We start from the raw sequence: 16,351 nt of genomic DNA, 5'->3' as shown, positions 1-16,351 counted from the left end.
TTGCCCACAGTCAGCGACTTCGTCAGAGCCTTCGCGATAGGTGCCGCGTTGACCGTCATCTCCCCCCTGCTCGACGGCGCCGCCACGGCCGCCGTGGCAGTGGATTCCGGCGGCACCGCCGCTTTCTCTCCCGCGCCGCCGTACGGCGGGCCCGGCGGCACTTCGCATGGCGGGGGGAACAGGAACAAGAACAAGAAGAGGCAGCGGCAGTATTCGCACCAGAAGAACGCGCAGCGGCAACACGCGCTGCGCGATCTCACGCAGATCCTGGCACCGCTCCAGAAGGCCGGCACGGACACCCGGGCGCTGCCCTACAACTGGCAGGCCGCGGACGCGAAGACGGCTCCGTGGACCAGCCTGAACGGCGTTCACAGCGTGGACAACAGGTCACGGGACACGCAGGTCGTCCGCGACCCGGCGGCGGGGACCGCCACGGACGCGGCGGCGGGCCCGGCGGCGGACTCCGCCACGGATCCGGCCGTGGACCCGCCCGCGAACCCGCCCGCGGACCCGGTGGTGGGGGCTCAACCGGTCCCGACCCCGGTCCCGATGCGCACCACGGGCACCGGCGACTACACCCTGAGCTGGAACGACCGCAACGCGCAGGGGAACACGTACGGCGACCTCATCCGGCAACTTCGCCAGGATCTCCAGTTTTCGCCGCCTGGCTACAGCTACACGAAGGTGTCGGAACTGCTGGCCGGCTCCCTGCCGGGCGGCCCCTTCGCCAACCGGAGATGCCCTGCCCCGATGCAGGACAGCGGGGCACTGGTCACTCCCCAGGGTGAGCGGGTCCGCAACGTCGTCGACTGGTTCTGCCTGGCCCCCGACGACGCCACAGGCATGTGGACGCCGCAGGGGATCAGCGGCACCTGGGACTCGACCGCGCAGGGAACGGCCTATGAGGACACCGCGCAGGCGTTCGTCTTCTCATGGCACGGGCCCGCCAACAACGCGTCGCGTGTGACCTTCCTGAACGAAGTGGGTGTCGGGCCGTTCAACCACTACCAGCACGTCCTTCTGGTGAATCCGTTCAAGGACGCGAGCGGCCCCGTCTCCTTCGATCCCATGCGGATCCACGCCGGCGGAGTGGTCTGGTATCACCAATATCTGCTCATCGCCGACGACAACAGGGAACATCCGGAGAACAACGGGATTCTCGTCTTCGACCTGCGCGACCTCTTCGATCTGGGATTGAGCGCCGTCAGCGACATCACCAACACCGGAAGGCCCATCGGCCTTCACAACGGCACCTACTATTCGCAGGGATACCGGTACATCCTGCCCCTGCGAGGCATATGGCGGCCGCAGGTCACCGGCGTGCGGTGCGCATCGATGAGCAGCCCGCCGTGCTTCGGATATCTCGGTCTCGACCGCAGCACGAGTCCGCCGAGCGTGCTCACCGGTGAATGGTGCGACCCCCGTCAGCCCACGCCCACCTGCAGGCCGGCCACGCCGCAGGCGGCGGCCCCGACAGGCCGCGTCGCGCGGTACAGGATGGCGCCCGACACCAGCGCATGTGACCGCGGTTGCCTCGCGTACGGCACGGACAACAGGGCACGCGCGACCGCGGCGTACACGCAGCCGACCCCCTGGACGCAGGGCGGCATCTCGTGGAACGGCCTCTACCAGTTCACGATGAGCAACAACAGGACGGCCACCCTGGGCCGGCGGTACGAAGCCGTCCCGGGCGGGCAGCCGGTGGCGCACTTCGCGGCCAGGGGGGTGCAGGAGCTCTACTGGCACCGATCCGGGGGTCCGGCCCAGCCTCCGATCCTGTGGTCGATCACCGAAGGGGAAGGGGTGAAGAACCGGGTGTTGTACGGAGTCAATCCCTGGATCCCGTAGGCCGGCGCGGCTAGTCGCGACGGCGGCCGCTCTCCCCGGAGGCTCCGTCTCCGGGGAGAGCGCCCGCCGCCCGCGCGAGATGGGCGGCGATGGCGTCCTCCCAGGAGCGCAGGAACGCGGGGTACCCGGCCGCGAATCCGGCCAGTTCGGCCTCCGCCGCGGCGGTCAGCGGGGTGAGGTCGTAGGTGACCGTCACGTCGCTGTGGCCCTGCGGGACGGGCGCGAGCGTCACGCCGACGGTCCCCGCGTGGGCCCCCTCGCGAACGCGGGCGTAGGAGACCGACCGGCCGGGCTCGCGGCGCAGGACGATCCACGTGGTGTTCGCACCGTCCGCATGGGTCTGGAACACCGTCCCGGGCGCGGTGTCGTCCTCAGCCGCCTCGGGGAACAGCGGCTCCCATCCCTCCACCCAGTCCCGTTCGCCGTACGGGGTGAACAGCCGGAACGCCTCGGCGGGCGGGAGCGCGACCCGCAGCCGGCCGGTCAGGCGGCGACGCCGCGGCCCGGCGCTCACCTCTCCTCCAGCCGGTGCGCGTCTGCCGCGGTGAGCGTCAGGCCGTAGACCTCCTTGAGCTGCCCGATCTTCGCGAGGGTCTCCGGCCCGAACGGCGCCTTGCCCTCGAAGGCGTGCAGGACGATCCCCTCGACCAGGTCGCCGAGGGACATGTCCAGGTATTCGGCCAGGCCCTTGAGCACCTTCAACGTGTTGCGCTCGATGCGCAGACCGGTCTGCGAACGCTCGACTGTTACCATGTTACCAAGTTACCAATATTCACATTCGCCGGTCCTCCATCTCCCAGATGTGGTCGGCCACGTGCCAGATGACACGGCGGGCGGCGTACCGGACCGGCCATCCCTCGCCGCCGGGAGGAAATGCGTCCGAAGGCTGCGAGAGCACCCGCGTGATGTCCGCGCGCAGGGCGGCCAGGCCGGCCTCGTCCGTGAAGCGCTTGTGCCGCACGCCGATCTTCCGGGCGTACGCGCGCTCGGCCTCCACGACGTGGGCGACCATCTTGTCCCGGTCCCTGCCCCCGCCCCTCGGGCCCTTGCGCAATTCCTCGGGGGACGCGGCGGCCACCTCGGCGAACACCGCCCACGCCGCGCGGGCGAGGGCGGCCGTACGCGCGGCCTCCGGCGCGTCCACCGGCTCCCGGTCGAAGTCCGGGACGGCGGAGATCGCGCCGAAGTCCGTCGTGCTGTCGCCCTTCACGCGCTCGACGACGGCCGGGTCCCCCGGCGCGAAGTCCAGCCCGGCCCGCTCGGCGATCACCCGGTAGCGCGGCGCGTATTCCGCGAGGGCGTCGAGCGCGGCCTCCTCGGTCTTGGCGCTCCTGCACCAGCCGGGCCAGTCGACCGAGCAGGCGAAGACCTTCTTGGCCCCGATTTCGAAATAGACGCGGTGGTTCATTCCACCAGACTGGCAGCCATACCTGACAGGCTCCGGCAGGTTCAGACCAGGTCGATGAGGTCGGCCACGGAGTTGACCACCTGGGTGGGCCGGAACGGATACCGGTCGATCTGGTCCTTCTGGGTGACGCCGGTGAGCACGAGGATCGTGTGCAGGCCGGCCTCGATGCCGCAGACCACGTCGGTGTCCATGCGGTCGCCGATCATGGCGGTGGTCTCGCTGTGCGCGTCGATCTGGTTGAGCGCGCTGCGCATCATCATCGGGTTCGGCTTCCCGACGAAGTACGGCTCCACCCCGGTCGCCTTGGTGATCATCGCGGCCACCGCGCCGCAGGCCGGCAGCGAGCCCTCCGTCGAGGGGCCGATGGGGTCGGGGTTGGTCGCGATGAATCGGGCACCGTTGTCGATCAGCCGGATCGCCCGCGTTATCGACGTGAAGCTGTAGGTGCGGGTCTCGCCCAGCACGACGTAGTCAGGGTCGAGGTCGGTCAGCACGTAGCCGACCTCGTGCAGGGCCGTGGTCAGCCCCGCCTCGCCGATCACGTACGCCGAGCCCTCGGGCCGCTGGTCGGCGAGGAACTTGGCCGTGGCCAGCGCCGAGGTCCAGATCGACTCGGGCGGCACGTCCAGCCCGGCCGCGCGCAGCCGTACGGACAGGTCACGGGCGGTGTAGATCGAGTTGTTGGTGAGGACGAGGAACCGCTTCCCCGACTCCTTCAGCCGCCTGATGAACTCGTCGGCACCCGGCACCGGCTGGCCCTCGTGGACCAGCACCCCGTCCATATCGGACAACCACGACTCGATGGGCTTACGCTCGCTCATGCGTCCAAGCATGGCAGGTGGCGGAGGGGTGAAGCACATCACGCGCCGCATCCGGAAATATCCGGATCCGACCTCAGGTTGGGCCGAGCATGAGCGATGACAACATCCGTGGGGTGCCGCGCGGGACGGCCGAGGTGCCACTGTCGATCCTGGAGCTCGCGACCGTCGGGGAGGGCTCGACCCCCGGCGAGGCGCTGCGCGACGCCACCGGACTGGCCCGGCGGGCCGAAGAGTGGGGCTACCACCGCATCTGGGTCGCCGAGCACCACGGCATGCCCGGAGTGGCCAGCTCCTCCCCGGCCGTGCTCATCGCGCACCTCGCGGCGGCGACCCGGTCGATCCGGATCGGTTCCGGCGGCGTGATGCTGCCCAACCACGCCCCGCTGGTGATCGCCGAGCAGTTCGGCACGCTGCACGCCCTGCACCCCGGCCGGATCGACCTCGGCCTCGGCCGCGCCCCCGGCACCGACATGGCGACGGCGAACGCCCTGCGCCGCTCGGCCGAGGTGGACCCGGACGAGTTTCCCCAGCAGGTGGCCGAGCTGACCGGCTTCCTCGACGGCGCCTTCCCGCCCGGCCACCCGTACGAGAAGATCCGGGCGGTGCCGCGCGGTGACGACCGGCCGCCGATCTGGCTGCTCGGCTCCAGCGGGTTCAGCGCCAGGCTGGCCGGGCTGCTCGGGCTGCCGTTCGCCTTCGCCCACCACTTCAGCGCCGCCAACACCGAGCCCGCGCTCGACCTCTACCGCTCCTCGTTCCGGCCCTCGGCGGTGCTCGACCGGCCGTACGCGCTGATCGGCGTGGCGGCCGTCGCGGCCGACACCGAGGAGGAGGCGCTGCGCCAGACCATGCCGGGCGCGCTGTCGTGGCTGCGCCTGCGGCACGGCAGGCCCGGCCGCACCCCCACCCCGGAGGAGGCGGAGGCGTACCCGTACACCCCTATGGAGCGGGAGTTCGTCCGCGAACGGCTGTCGACCGTGGTGCACGGCGATCCGCAGACCGTGCGGGCCGGGCTGGAGGAGCTGCGCAAGCGCACCGGGGCCGACGAGCTGATGATCACCACGCAGGTCCACGGCGGCGCGACACGCCTGCGCTCCTACGAGCTGATCGCCCAGGCGTACGGAATGATCTAGTCGATCCTGCCGGTCATGCCCTCAGCGTGCGTTGATCCAGGCCCTGATCTGCTGTGAAGACACGTCGCTCAAGCAGACGGAGATCGGTCAGCTGAAGCGGGAGGTCCGCTCCGGTACGGTCATCGCCGCGCTGTCGCCTACCCGGTTGCCTGCTGACACCCCTGCACGTCAAGAACGCGGGGGCTCATCGAGCCCCCGCGCCTTTTCCTACGGCGAGTTGCCAACCAATTGCTCCCGGTTATCATGCTTCCGGCTGAACGGGAGGACCTCCGCCTACATGCAGCAGCCGCCCATCTCCATCAACGTGCGAATGGCTCGCCGCCACCATTAGAGGGGGGCGCCGATTCGCCAGCCGCCTCGTGAGGCGAACCGATGACTACCGGTTGGAGTTTGACCTGAAGGCGCCGAAGCGTGCCCGGTCGTCACTTATTTCTACTTGGGGAGGCCGGTCAACTCCTCCGCGTCCGCCTCCGGCAACCCGTATGCCGACGCCACGAATCAGAAGTCTTCGGCGATCGCCTCTCGTGCGGAAGTCTCGATCTCACTGCCGGCCGCCTCGAACCGTTGAACTCCTCCGTCGCGGTCTCCGTGAGCACGTACAGCGCCGCCAGGTGCGGCCATGAGCCGGATCCTTTTGCGGTTGTGCCGACATATGCCGATACGCCAGAGTCTTCCCGATCACTGTTGTGGATCTACGTCGACACGGGAGGAAACGGGATGGCGGGTCGCCCGTACGCGCGGCTGAAGAGTCCGGTCCGGCGGACGCGGGGACCCCTGGCGCTGTTCTCGGCGGCGCTGGCGTCGTCCCTCATCGTCGCGGTCCCCGCGGCGGCCGCCCCGGCGACCGGTGCCGGGACGGTCCTGGCGAAGTCCGCGGCTTCCACGGCCGGGATCGCCGAGGACGACCTCCTGGCGCGGCTCAGGGCCGTCCCCGGTCTCCGGGTGGTGTCGGTGAAGAAGGGGCGGGCGAAGGGCTACAAGGACTACACCCTCACCTTCACCCAGCCGGTGGACCACCGGAACCCGCGCGGCGGCACGTTCCAGCAACGGCTCACCCTTTCGCACCGGTCGGTGGACCGGCCCGTGGTCCTCTACACCAGCGGATACTTCATGCCGGAGAAGGTGTGGCTCCAGGAGCCCGCCTACGCGCTCGACGCCAACCAGCTCTCCGTCGAGCACCGTTTCTTCGGCGCCTCACTTCCGAAGCGGAAGGACTGGGCGAAGCTCGACATCTGGCAGGAGGCGAGCGACGAACACGCGATCGTCGAGGCGCTCAAGCAGGTCTACGGCGGCGCCTGGATCGGCACCGGGGCCAGCAAGGGCGGCATGACCGCCGTCTACCACCACCGGTTCTATCCGGGCGACCTCGACGGAGTCGTGGCCTATGTCGCGCCCAACGACGCGGTCAACGCCGACGACCGCGTCTACGAGCGGTTCTTCACGACCGTGGGCACGTCGTCGTGCCGGGCCGCCCTGCGTACCGTGCAGCGGGAGGCGCTCAAGCGTCGCAAGAGCCTGGTCCCCCGGCTTACGGCCATGGCCAGGCGCGAGGGCCTCACCTTCCGCCGCACCATCGGCACGGCCGACCGCTCCTTCGAGCTGAGCGTGCTCGACTCCGCCTGGACGTTCTGGCAGTACTTCCGGCAGCAGGACTGCAAGGACATCCCCGGTGAGAAGGCTTCCGACGCCGCCATCTTCCGATGGGTGGACAAGATCCAGACCTGGGAGCTGTACACCGACCAGGGTCTAGAGCCGTACCTGCCCTACTACTACCAGGCGGCCACCCAGCTCGGCTGGGCGTCCCTGAGCTTCGCCCACCTCAAGGGCCTGACCCGGTATCCGGGGCTCTACCAGCCGAACTCGGTGCTGCCCGCGTCCCTCCGCTCCGGCTTCGACGGCAGGGCCATGCGGGACGTGGACGCCTGGGTGACCCGGCAGGCGAGCCGGATGATGTTCGTCTACGGCGGGCGGGATCCCTGGAGTGCCGAGCGGTTCACGCCGAAGGGGACGGACTGCCATGTGTTCGTCGCCCCGCACGCGAACCACGGCGCGAGCATCAGCCGCCTGTCCTCTCGCGACTTCGCCGAGGCCACGGACACCCTCAGGCGGTGGGCCCGGCTCACCTGAGCGCCTCCGGACACGGACGGATCGGAGGCCTGGCCGATTCCCAGCGCGTGCACAGCAGCTGTGAGCGGCGGGTGTGCGACAGCGCGGCCGGCGACCAGGAGACGGTGCTCCACCTGCAGGTACGGCGGTTTCGGTGCGGCAACGACGCCTGCGCCGCGGAGACTTTCGCCGAGCAGGTGCCCGGGCTGACCGTCCGCTACGGCCGCTACACGTCCCGCTCCGCACGCTGCCGCAGACGATCGCCCCGGCCTTGGCGCCCGGGGCAACCCCGACCTCCTGCGCGAACGCGTCCTCCTCGCCCGCTGAGGCGGGTCAACGCACGGAATCAGTGCCAGAGCCGTTTCCGAGCGTCGTTGACAAAAACGTGCCCAGCGGACGGCCAGGCCAAGGTGACCTGGCGTACGAGCAGGTAAGCGCCCCACTCGTTGCCGGCGATCCCATCCCCAGGCCCCCCGGGCCAGGCGTACTTCGCGGTCCGGACGCGAGGTGCCTGCTGAGTACTGACAAGAGGCCTTTATCCAGGCCCTGCGTAGCTTTCATCGGTCCACTGACAAAGTTTACTCATGTTAGCGCTATCTTTCGGTGGGGCTGGAGGTTAGTGTCTGCATCCAAGACCCGGACACCTGCGACATATAGCCCCATCCCCCAGTTCACGCCGCCCCCCACATCTCACAGCGAGGTGAACCTTTGTCTGTGCTGCCCTCGTCTCGTCCGAGCGCTCAGCGAGGCCTGATCACGCCGGGCCTCGCCGGCACGCTGACCACCCTTTCGGGCTTCGCCTCACCCGCGCGTGCGGTCGGCCCCGCCCCGAACGGGGCCGTGCCCCACGTGCCCACAGCGACCGGATCAAGGAGGATCAATTGAGATTGCGACAGCAAGGGTCACGTCACAGGCTGAGTCGCAAGGGTAGAGGTGTCGCGGGCCTGGCCCTGGGTGCGCTTCTCTCGGTCTCGTTAGCAGCGACGCCCTCGCACGCTGCCGAGGAGAATCTCAACGAGGGTCTGGTGCATCACTTCGCCCTCGACGAGACCGGTGGGACGACGCTGGTCAACACGGGTAGCGCGGGCTCGGCGGCGAACGCCACGCTCGTGAATCCGGGGAAGGCGACCTTGACCGGCGATGGAGTCAGGTTCAACCCCGACTCCTACGAGAGCGCCCTCGACGGTGCGTACGTGGCGCTGCCGAAGAACATCACCGCCGGCATGTCGAACCTCACCGTCGACTACGACGTGTGGATCGACCCGGCGAACGTCGGCGAGCACCAGATGTGGGGCTTCGGCGCGAAGTCCGGCTCGTGCGACGTCGACACCGGCGCCCAGGGCTCCATCTTCGCCTCGAACACCCAGCGGTTCCGCGTCGCGGTGGGTTCGGCGAACCTCCAGCAGAACCGGGTCCGCATGCCCGAGGGAGCGTGGACGCACGTCACCTACACCCAGTCGCAGAACCCGAACGGTACGAGCTGGACCGGCAGGCTTTACCTCGACGGCGTGCTGCACGCGACGTCAACGAACCTGACCACGCCGCCGTCGGTGAACGCCGCGGGGACCAACTGCAACTTCCTCGCTCGCTCGCAGACGTCGGGCCACTACTCATTCCGCGGAACGATCCGGGACTTCCGGGTCTACGACCGGGCAGTGAGCCTCGACGAGACACTCGCCCTGGCGGAAAAGACCGTCTCCAATGGCGTTCACGCCGACGCCGCCGCCATCGACCTCGGCCTGACCAGTGCGATCGTACGTGACATCGTTCTGCCCAAGGTGGGCTCCGTGGCGGGCTCGACCATCACGTGGACGAGTTCGGACCCGTCGGTCGTCGAGGTCTACACCCCGCCAGCCGTCGCCAGCGCACGCAAGGTCGCGGTGACCGGCAAGATCACCCGCCCCGCGCAGGGGCAGCCCGACGCGACAGCCACGCTCACGGCGACTGTCCGCAAGGGCGCCCAAGAGGTCACCACACGGGAGATCCCCATTGTGGTGAAGGCCAAGTTCGACGACGCGCAGGCGGTCGACCGTGACACGTTCGACCTGACCCTGTACGCCACCGACGACGTGCGCGGAAACATCAACCTTCCTGCCACCGGCGAGTTCGGATCCACGATCACCTGGAAGTCGACCAGCGACCTCGTCACCCCGACGGGTGAGGTGACCCGCCCGGCCTTCGGCCATGCGGATGTCACCGCCACCCTGACGGCGACCATCACCAAGGGTTCGGCCTCGAAGACGAAGTCGTTCCCGGTGACCATCACCGCCAAGCCCCGTTCCGAGAAGCACGAGCGGTACTTCATGGGGTACTTCAAGGGCGAGAACCTCGCCGACGGCGAGCAGATCATGTTCGCCACGTCCAACGGAAACACCGCTCTGGACTGGACCGGTCTGACCGGAGGCCGGCCGTCGCTCATCTCCCAGCTGGGCGACCAGGGCCTTCGTGACCCGCACATCGTCCGCTCACCCGACGGCGACACGTTCTACATGATCGCCACCGACCTGAACTGGTACGACCAGGGCGGATACGCCATCAACGACACCCAGTACATCGAGGTGTTCGAGTCGCACGACCTGGTGAACTGGACTCCTCAGCGGCACGTGAAGGTCGCGCCCGACAACGCGGGCAACGCCTTCGCGCCCGAGTCGCTGTGGGTCGAGGAGATCGGCGCCTACGCCGTGTTCTGGGCGCAGTCGATGTGGAACGACCCCGTGAACCGCACCGGTCAGGGGAACGCGCAGATGTGGTACACCACGACGCGCGACTTCCAGACGTTCTCCGCTCCCAAGGTCTGGCAGAACCCGGCCCCGCTGTCGCGGATCGACACGACCGCGATCCGGGTCGGTGACCACTACTACCGCGTGACCAAGAACGAGGCCGGCAACCAGGGCTCGGACATCTTCTCGGAGAAGCACACCGACTTCCTGGACAGCAACATCAACAACTGGACGTTGCTGGCTCCGGCTCTGGGGCGCACGACGTGGGTCGCCAACCAGGGGTACGAGGGGCCGGTCATCTTCAAGGCCAACCCTGGTGACACCTCCTGCCCCGGCCAGTTCTACCTCTGGGGTGACCGGTACACGAACGGTGGTGGATACCAGGCCGCGTGCCACGAGAACATCGAGGCTCCGACCTGGAACGCCAAGGCGATCACGATGACCAACGCGGGCGTCGTCCGTCCGCGTCACGGCACCGTGATCCCGCTCACCCTCCGCGAGTGGAACGACATCCGCAAGATCCCGAACAGCGACGTCGCGACCACCACTGAGGTGGCTGTCGAGCCGTACGCGAGCGGGGCCCAGACGACCACGGCCACCGCCACAGTCGAGGCAGCCGACGGGTTCGAGACCGGCGGTCAGGTGCGGTTCAGCATCGGCTCGTGGTCGAAGCTCGCCCACGTGAAGGACGGCGCGGCCACGGTCACGCTGCCGGCGGATCTGCCCGCGGGGACCCGGACCGTCAAGGCCGAGTACCTCGGCTTCGACTACCTGAAGGCGTCGGAAGGTACGGCGTCGTTCGAGGTGCCCTCCGGCCCGGACGCCGTCAAGGTCCATGCGAAGACCGCGCCGGCGTCGGTTGTCCGCGGGGACACGTTCGAGCTGAACGTGACTGTTGGGCCGGCGGGCGGGCAGAAGAAGAACGCTCCGACCCCGACCGGCGAGGTCACCGTCACCTTCGGCGGCACCGAGCAGGTCGTGCCACTGGCGGACGGCGAGGCCGTCGTCACACTGCAGACTGCCGATCTGCAGCGCGGGAACTACACGGTCCACGTTGCCTACTCCGGCAACCCGACCTACCAGCCCTACGCCGCCAACTACCAGAACTTGACGGTGCGGTAGCCGGCAGGTGGCGGGCCGGCGAGGTCATCCTCGTCGGCCCGCCACGAGCGGCATAGAGCGTTTCGGCGCAGGTGGCGGCGGTTCCAGCACCACCCACTGCGCATCGGGCAGGTGGAACCGCCTCGTCACCGCCAAGGTGGCCAGTTGCCGATCTCCTACGCGCACACGAGCGTCAGAGCGGCGGGACCGCCGCAGCGGACTTCGATACAGGCCCCAGTGCCTCCAAAGCCTCCTCCGCGCGGCGCATGGAGTCGCGGGGGTCGGCCTCGGGGTTGCCGATCTCCGGGTCGAAGTTGAGGTCGTGGAAGACCTCGGTGACGCCCTTGGCCGCGAGGTCCTCCACGTCCCTCCGGATCTTGTCGTAGGACCCGGTCAGCGGGCCCTCGTCCCGCGCGCGGACGCGGGTGACGCCGCGGACGACGAACCGCAGCGCGTCCGGATCGCGGCCAGCCTGCCTGGCCGCCTCCTTCACGATGGCGATCTGCTGGTCGATCGTGCCCAGGTCGGCGCGGCTGGAGCTGATCCAGCCGTCGGCGATCCGCCCGGCGCGCTCCAGCGCCACCCGGGCGGTGCCGCCCAGCATGACGCTCGGCGGCGTGGCCGGTCTGGGGGCCTGATGGGATGGCGGCACCTCGTAGAACTCGCCCTTGTGCTCGACGACGTCCTCGGTCCAGAGCCGCCGCAGCAGGCCGACGTACTCCTCCGCGCGTCTGCCGCGCCGCTCCATCGGCACGCCGGAGGCGGCGAACTCCTCGGGCAGCCAGCCGAGCCCCAGGCCCACGTCGAGCCTGCCGCCGGACACCTCCTGCAGGGAGGCGAGCTGCTTGGCCATCAGGACCGGGGAGACGAACGGCAGGTTGAGCACGGCCACCCCGAGGCGTACCCGCTCGGTGACGGCCGCCACGTACGCGAGCGCGACGACGGGGTCGTGCACGCTCCGGTAGACCGGCCCCATCGGGTTGCCGACGGGGTAGAGCAGCCGTTGGAACGCCCAGACGCCGTGATAGCCGAGTTCGTCGGCGCGGCGCGCGATCCGCTTCATGTTCTCCGGCGTCGCCCACGAACCCGACACCGGTACGGAAAACCCAATCCTCATAGCCGCACCCTAAGGGTGCCCCCCTTCGATCTTCCGCCTACTGCGGTCACCCAGGTCGATCCTCGCTACGGCGAGATCGGCGGGGCACACCCTAGGGTGTCCCCCGTGATCGAGGAACTGGCGCGGCTGGCGCGCCGCGACGGGCCGGTGACGGTGCTCAAGCAGGGCCGCGTGCTCGTGGTCAGGGCCGGGGACGTCGTCGTCAAGGCCCACCCCCCGGACACCGACGAGCACGCCCTGCGCGCCCGCCTGGAGGCGGCGGGAAACCTGCCCGGCGTCATGCTGGCCCCTCTCGGCCTCGAACGGCTCGACGGCAGGCTCGTCACGATCTGGCCGGCGGGCGAGGCGCTGACCATCGCCGACGTGGACGCGGGGACCACCCCGTGGGAGGAGGGCGGCCGGCTGCTCGCCCTGTTACACGCCCGGCCGGCGCCTCCCGGCCTCCCGCCCGCCGGCGGGCCGTCGCGGCTGCCGCGCGCCATGGCCGATCTGAGGGCCGCCGGCGTTCCGGACGCCGTCGCCGCCCCCGTCCTGGCGGCGTACGCGACGCTGCCGCCCGCCCGGGACGGCGGCACGCTGACGCACGGCGACTGGCACCTCGGCCAGATCGTCCGGCACGACGGCGCGTGGCTGCTGATCGACCCCGACGACCTGGGCGGCGGGGACCCCGCCTGGGACCTGGCCCGCCCGGCCGCGTGGTACGCCGCCGGCCTGCTCGATCCCCGGGACTGGGAGCGGCTCCTGACCGCCTATCTCGCCGCGGGCGGGACGGCCGTGTCCGCCGACGATCCGTGGCGGGAACTCGACGCGCCCGCCCGGGCGTTGACCGTCCAACTGGCCGCGACGGCGGTGGCCACGGCGGCGAGAGCGGGGGACCCGCCCGACGACGCCGCCATGGCCCTGGTGTCCGCCTGCGGGAGGATCGTCGCGGCCGCGAAGGCCGAGACCTGACATAGGGAGAGTTGTCGGATGCAGTGCCCCAAGTGCCGTGGCAACATGCGGACGTTCGACCGCAACGGCGTTCACATCGAGCAGTGCGACAACTGCCGCGGCATCTTCCTCGACTACGGCGAGCTGGAGACGCTGACCCGGATGGAGTCCCAGTGGGCCCAGCAGCACTACGCTCCCCCGCCGCCCGCGCACGGTGGGCCCGCCTGGGGCGGCCACCACGGCGGCGGCCACTACGGCCACCGCCGCAACAGCTGGGTCGGCATGCTGTTCTCCAGCTGAAAGCCTTTCCGCGGAGGCCGCGGCCCGGATCGGGCCGCGGCCTCCCGCGTGCTCAGCGCGCGGGTTCCAGACCCTCCGGGCCCAGCGTGAGCCACCTGGTGATCCCGATCGACTCCAGGAACGGCAGGTCGTGGGAGACCACCACGAGCGCTCCCCGGTAGGCCGACAGCGCCTGCGCGAGCTGGCGGACGCTGGCCAGGTCGAGGTTGTTGGTCGGCTCGTCCAGCAGCAGGAGCCGCGGCGCGGGCTCGGCCAGCAGCAGCGAGGCCAGCACGGCGCGGAACCGCTCGCCGCCCGACAGCGTCCCCGCCGGCCGCTCGGCCCGCCCGCCCCGGAACAGGAACCGGGCGAGCCCGGCCCTGACGGCGTTCACCGACGCGGCGGGCGCGACCGCCCGCACGTTGTCCACGAGGCTGAGCGCGTCGTCGAGCACGTCGAGCCGCTGCGGCAGGTACCGCACCGGAGCGTTCAGCCGGACCGAGCCCTCGTCCGGTGCGAGGTCCCCGAGGATCGTGCGCAGCAGCGTCGTCTTGCCCGAGCCGTTCGCCCCCAGCAGGGCGACGCGCTCCGGGCCGCGCACGACCAGGTCGCCGATCGGCCCGGCGGCCGTGCGCAGGCCGTCCACTTCGAGCACGGTGCGCCCGGCCGGCACCTCGGTCGCGGGCAGCTCCACCCGGATCTCGGCGTCGTCGCGCACCGCCTCCTCCGCCTCGGACAGCCGCTCGCGGGCCGCGGCCACCCTGTCCTCGTGCATGAGCCGGTGCTTGCCCGCCGACACCTGGGCCTGGCGCTTGCGCTCCTGCATGATGATCTTCGGCTCGCGCTTCTGCTCGTACATCTTGTTGCCGTAGCGCACCCGCCGGGCCAGCTTGGTCTGCGCCTCGGCCAGCTCGCGCCGCTGACGGCGCAGGTCGCCCTCGGCCGCGCGGACCATCCGCTCGGCGGCCTCCCGCTCGACCGCGAGCACCTCCTCGTACTCGCTGAGCGTGCCGCCGAAGGTACGGCGGGCGGGCAGGTCGGCGATCTGGTCCACCAGGTCGAGCAGCGTACGGTCGTGGCTGACGACGACCATCGTCCTCGTCCACGAGGAGACGGCGTCGTACAGGCGCCGCCGCGCGTCGAGGTCGAGGTTGTTGGTCGGCTCGTCGAGCAGCAGCACGTCGGGCTCGGCGAGGAACCGCGCGGCGAGCCCGACCATGACGGTCTCGCCGCCCGAGAGCGTCGCGACGGTCCGGTCGAGGTCGACTCCCGCGAGCCCGAGACGGGCGAGCTCGGCCCGGGCGCGCTCCTCGACGTCCCAGACCACCGCGTCGTAGTTCGCCTCGCTCAGGTCGCCCCGCTCGATCGCGTGCAGCGCCTCGCGCGCGGGGGTGATCCCCAGCAGGTCGGACACCGTACGGCTCGCGCCGAGCGGGAGGTTCTGCGGCAGGTAGCCCAGCCGGCCGGTGACCGACACCGAGCCGCTCGCCGGGGTCAGCTCTCCGGCGATCAGCTTGAGCAGGGTCGACTTTCCGCTGCCGTTGACGCCGACGAGCCCGGTCCGGCCGGCGCCGAACGTGAAGTCGAGCTCCTCGAAGACGGGCGTCCCGTCGGGCCAGGAGAACGACAGATCCGTGCAGACGATGGAATAAGACATGAGGCGGCTCCGGGTATCCCAAGGGCGAGATGAGAACGTACGCGTGGGACACCGCGGGCACGGGCCGCGAGAGGACACCGGAGAGAGCTCCGCCGAGGTCGCTGCGCCGGACCACCGATGGCGGCCGTGGGCGCGGTGTCGAGACCTCAGAGCTCCAAGTGACCCTCCGGGGGTGCGGCGGCAGGACGTCCGACACGGTAACCGGAGGCCGGGGACGGACGCCACCGAATTAATCCGCCGGGGGCTCGGGCGGGGCCGTAGTCCCAGGCGTCCCCGAAGGTGACAAAGGGCCTACCCCGCTCCACGTGTCGCGCGTCTTGTCGCTAAGGTGAACCTGTCCTAACTTAGGTAAGGCTTACCGTCCGCCCGGAGGGCGATGTGTTCGCAAGTTATCTCATCGGCCTTCGAGAGGGTCTGGAGGCGAGCCTCGTCGTCTCCATCCTGGTGGCCTTTCTCGTCAAGAGCGACCGCCGCGAGCGGCTGCCCCTGGTCTGGGCCGGCGTCGGCGTCGCCGTCGCGCTCTCCGTGGGGTTCGGGGCGCTGCTGACCTTCACCGCGGCCCACCTCGGCACGCAGCAGCAGGAGCTCTTCGACGCCGTCACGTCCCTCGCCGCGACCGTCTTCGTCACCTTCATGATCTTCTGGATGCGCACGGCCGCCCGGAAGATGTCGGGTGAGCTGCGCCAGAAGATGGGCGATGCCCTGGAGCTCGGCGCCACCGCCGTCGTCGTGGTGGCGTTCCTGGCGGTCGCGCGGGAGGGGCTGGAGACGGCGCTGCTGTGGTTCGCCGCCGTCCAGGGCGCGACCAGCAGCGCGAGCCCGCTGATCGGCATCACGCTCGGACTTCTCACCTCGGTGGCGCTGGGCTGGGGGCTGTACCGCAGCGCCCTGCGGATCAACCTCACGAAGTTCTTCACCTGGACGGGCCTGCTGCTGATCCTGGTCGCGGCCGGGATCTTCAAGTACGGCGTGCACGACCTGCAGGAGTCGGGGCTGGTGCCCGGCCTGAACACCCACGCCTTCGACATCAGCGGCGTGCTCGACCCCAGCGCCTGGTACTCCACGCTGCTGAGCGGGATGTTCAACATCACCCCGCAGCCCAGCGTGCTGGAGGCCGTCGCCTGGCTCGTCTACCTGGTTCCCGTCCTGGTCCTGTTCCTGCGGCGGCCCTCGGCGAAGGCGCCCGCCAGCCCCGCCCCCAAGTCCGCCCAGCCCGCTTCCTGACCGGAGT

13 protein-coding genes are annotated in these 16,351 nt (G+C 70.1%); 7 read left to right on the top strand and 6 right to left on the bottom strand.

Annotated elements, in window-relative coordinates:
• Positions 1-1,848 carry a hypothetical protein gene (locus tag HHX30_RS13955; protein ID WP_169982343.1) on the top strand — a complete coding sequence of 616 codons (1,848 nt, stop codon included), beginning with the start codon at positions 1-3 and terminating at the stop codon, positions 1,846-1,848.
• A gap of 10 nt (positions 1,849-1,858) precedes the next feature.
• On the opposite strand, the gene HHX30_RS13950 is transcribed toward HHX30_RS13955, so the two are convergent.
• The 4 genes from HHX30_RS13950 to HHX30_RS13935 are packed head-to-tail and all read right to left on the bottom strand — an operon-like array spanning position 1,859 to position 4,077.
• Positions 1,859-2,362 (bottom strand): SRPBCC family protein, encoded by a 504-nt coding sequence (locus tag HHX30_RS13950; RefSeq protein WP_211591987.1) that lies wholly within the window; start codon positions 2,360-2,362, stop codon positions 1,859-1,861.
• Entirely contained in the window at positions 2,359-2,601 is a 243-nt protein-coding gene (locus HHX30_RS13945) for a hypothetical protein (protein WP_169982342.1), read from the bottom strand. Before HHX30_RS13945 ends, HHX30_RS13950 begins: the two co-directional genes overlap by 4 nt.
• 19 nt (positions 2,602-2,620) lie before the next feature.
• Positions 2,621-3,256, bottom strand: coding sequence for a hypothetical protein (locus tag HHX30_RS13940; protein ID WP_169982341.1), 636 nt, complete (start codon positions 3,254-3,256; stop codon positions 2,621-2,623).
• A gap of 41 nt (positions 3,257-3,297) precedes the next feature.
• Entirely contained in the window at positions 3,298-4,077 is a 780-nt protein-coding gene (locus HHX30_RS13935; RefSeq protein ID WP_169982340.1) for an HAD-IIA family hydrolase, read from the bottom strand.
• A gap of 89 nt (positions 4,078-4,166) precedes the next feature.
• Here HHX30_RS13935 and HHX30_RS13930 point away from each other — a divergent pair, with 89 nt between their 5' ends.
• From HHX30_RS13930 to HHX30_RS13920, 3 genes are all read left to right on the top strand, one after another.
• Complete coding sequence (locus HHX30_RS13930; protein WP_169982339.1) at positions 4,167-5,210, top strand: LLM class flavin-dependent oxidoreductase; 1,044 nt, start codon at positions 4,167-4,169, stop codon at positions 5,208-5,210.
• A 717-nt stretch (positions 5,211-5,927) separates the two neighbouring features.
• Entirely contained in the window at positions 5,928-7,337 is a 1,410-nt protein-coding gene (locus tag HHX30_RS13925) for a S28 family serine protease (RefSeq protein WP_169982338.1), read from the top strand.
• Between the two features lie 1,004 nt (positions 7,338-8,341).
• The gene (locus HHX30_RS13920; RefSeq protein ID WP_169982337.1) at positions 8,342-11,158 is read left to right on the top strand and encodes an immunoglobulin-like domain-containing protein; all 2,817 of its coding nucleotides are present in this window, start codon (positions 8,342-8,344) and stop codon (positions 11,156-11,158) included.
• Positions 11,159-11,330: 172 nt separating this feature from the next.
• Here the strand turns inward: HHX30_RS13920 and HHX30_RS13915 are convergent, their stop codons facing one another.
• A complete protein-coding gene (locus HHX30_RS13915) occupies positions 11,331-12,254 on the bottom strand; it encodes a TIGR03619 family F420-dependent LLM class oxidoreductase (RefSeq protein WP_169982336.1) in 924 nt (307 codons plus the stop codon).
• Positions 12,255-12,359: 105 nt separating this feature from the next.
• On the opposite strand from HHX30_RS13915, the gene HHX30_RS13910 reads away from it, so the two are divergent.
• Together HHX30_RS13910 and HHX30_RS13905 are read left to right on the top strand one after the other, a co-directional pair.
• Positions 12,360-13,205, top strand: coding sequence for a phosphotransferase (locus HHX30_RS13910; RefSeq protein ID WP_169982335.1), 846 nt, complete (start codon positions 12,360-12,362; stop codon positions 13,203-13,205).
• 18 nt (positions 13,206-13,223) lie between these two features.
• Positions 13,224-13,484 carry a zf-TFIIB domain-containing protein gene (locus HHX30_RS13905; RefSeq protein WP_169982334.1) on the top strand — a complete coding sequence of 87 codons (261 nt, stop codon included), beginning with the start codon at positions 13,224-13,226 and terminating at the stop codon, positions 13,482-13,484.
• 52 nt (positions 13,485-13,536) lie between these two features.
• On the opposite strand, the gene HHX30_RS13900 is transcribed toward HHX30_RS13905, so the two are convergent.
• Positions 13,537-15,120 carry an ABC-F family ATP-binding cassette domain-containing protein gene (locus HHX30_RS13900; protein WP_169982333.1) on the bottom strand — a complete coding sequence of 528 codons (1,584 nt, stop codon included), beginning with the start codon at positions 15,118-15,120 and terminating at the stop codon, positions 13,537-13,539.
• Positions 15,121-15,498: 378 nt separating this feature from the next.
• Here HHX30_RS13900 and efeU point away from each other — a divergent pair, with 378 nt between their 5' ends.
• Entirely contained in the window at positions 15,499-16,344 is an 846-nt protein-coding gene (efeU, locus tag HHX30_RS13895; RefSeq protein WP_169982332.1) for an iron uptake transporter permease EfeU, read from the top strand.
• The last annotated feature ends 7 nt before the right edge of the window (positions 16,345-16,351 follow it).

Origin of the sequence: Microbispora sp. H10836, assembly GCF_012999525.1 — a bacterium.
In the GTDB taxonomy this organism is placed as follows: domain Bacteria; phylum Actinomycetota; class Actinomycetes; order Streptosporangiales; family Streptosporangiaceae; genus Microbispora.
The sequence above is the reverse complement of the archived record's forward strand: the minus strand, read 5'-3'. Positions and strand labels throughout refer to the sequence as shown.

Coding starts and splice junctions, on each gene's coding strand:
- HHX30_RS13900 (WP_169982333.1), bottom strand. CDS start 15,120: ATGTCTTATTCCATCGTCTGCACGGATCTGTCGTTCTCCTGGCCCGAC.
- HHX30_RS13945 (WP_169982342.1), bottom strand. CDS start 2,601: ATGGTAACAGTCGAGCGTTCGCAGACCGGTCTGCGCATCGAGCGCAAC.
- HHX30_RS13930 (WP_169982339.1), top strand. CDS start 4,167: ATGAGCGATGACAACATCCGTGGGGTGCCGCGCGGGACGGCCGAGGTG.
- HHX30_RS13940 (WP_169982341.1), bottom strand. CDS start 3,256: ATGAACCACCGCGTCTATTTCGAAATCGGGGCCAAGAAGGTCTTCGCC.
- HHX30_RS13925 (WP_169982338.1), top strand. CDS start 5,928: ATGGCGGGTCGCCCGTACGCGCGGCTGAAGAGTCCGGTCCGGCGGACG.
- HHX30_RS13905 (WP_169982334.1), top strand. CDS start 13,224: ATGCAGTGCCCCAAGTGCCGTGGCAACATGCGGACGTTCGACCGCAAC.
- HHX30_RS13935 (WP_169982340.1), bottom strand. CDS start 4,077: ATGAGCGAGCGTAAGCCCATCGAGTCGTGGTTGTCCGATATGGACGGG.
- HHX30_RS13915 (WP_169982336.1), bottom strand. CDS start 12,254: ATGAGGATTGGGTTTTCCGTACCGGTGTCGGGTTCGTGGGCGACGCCG.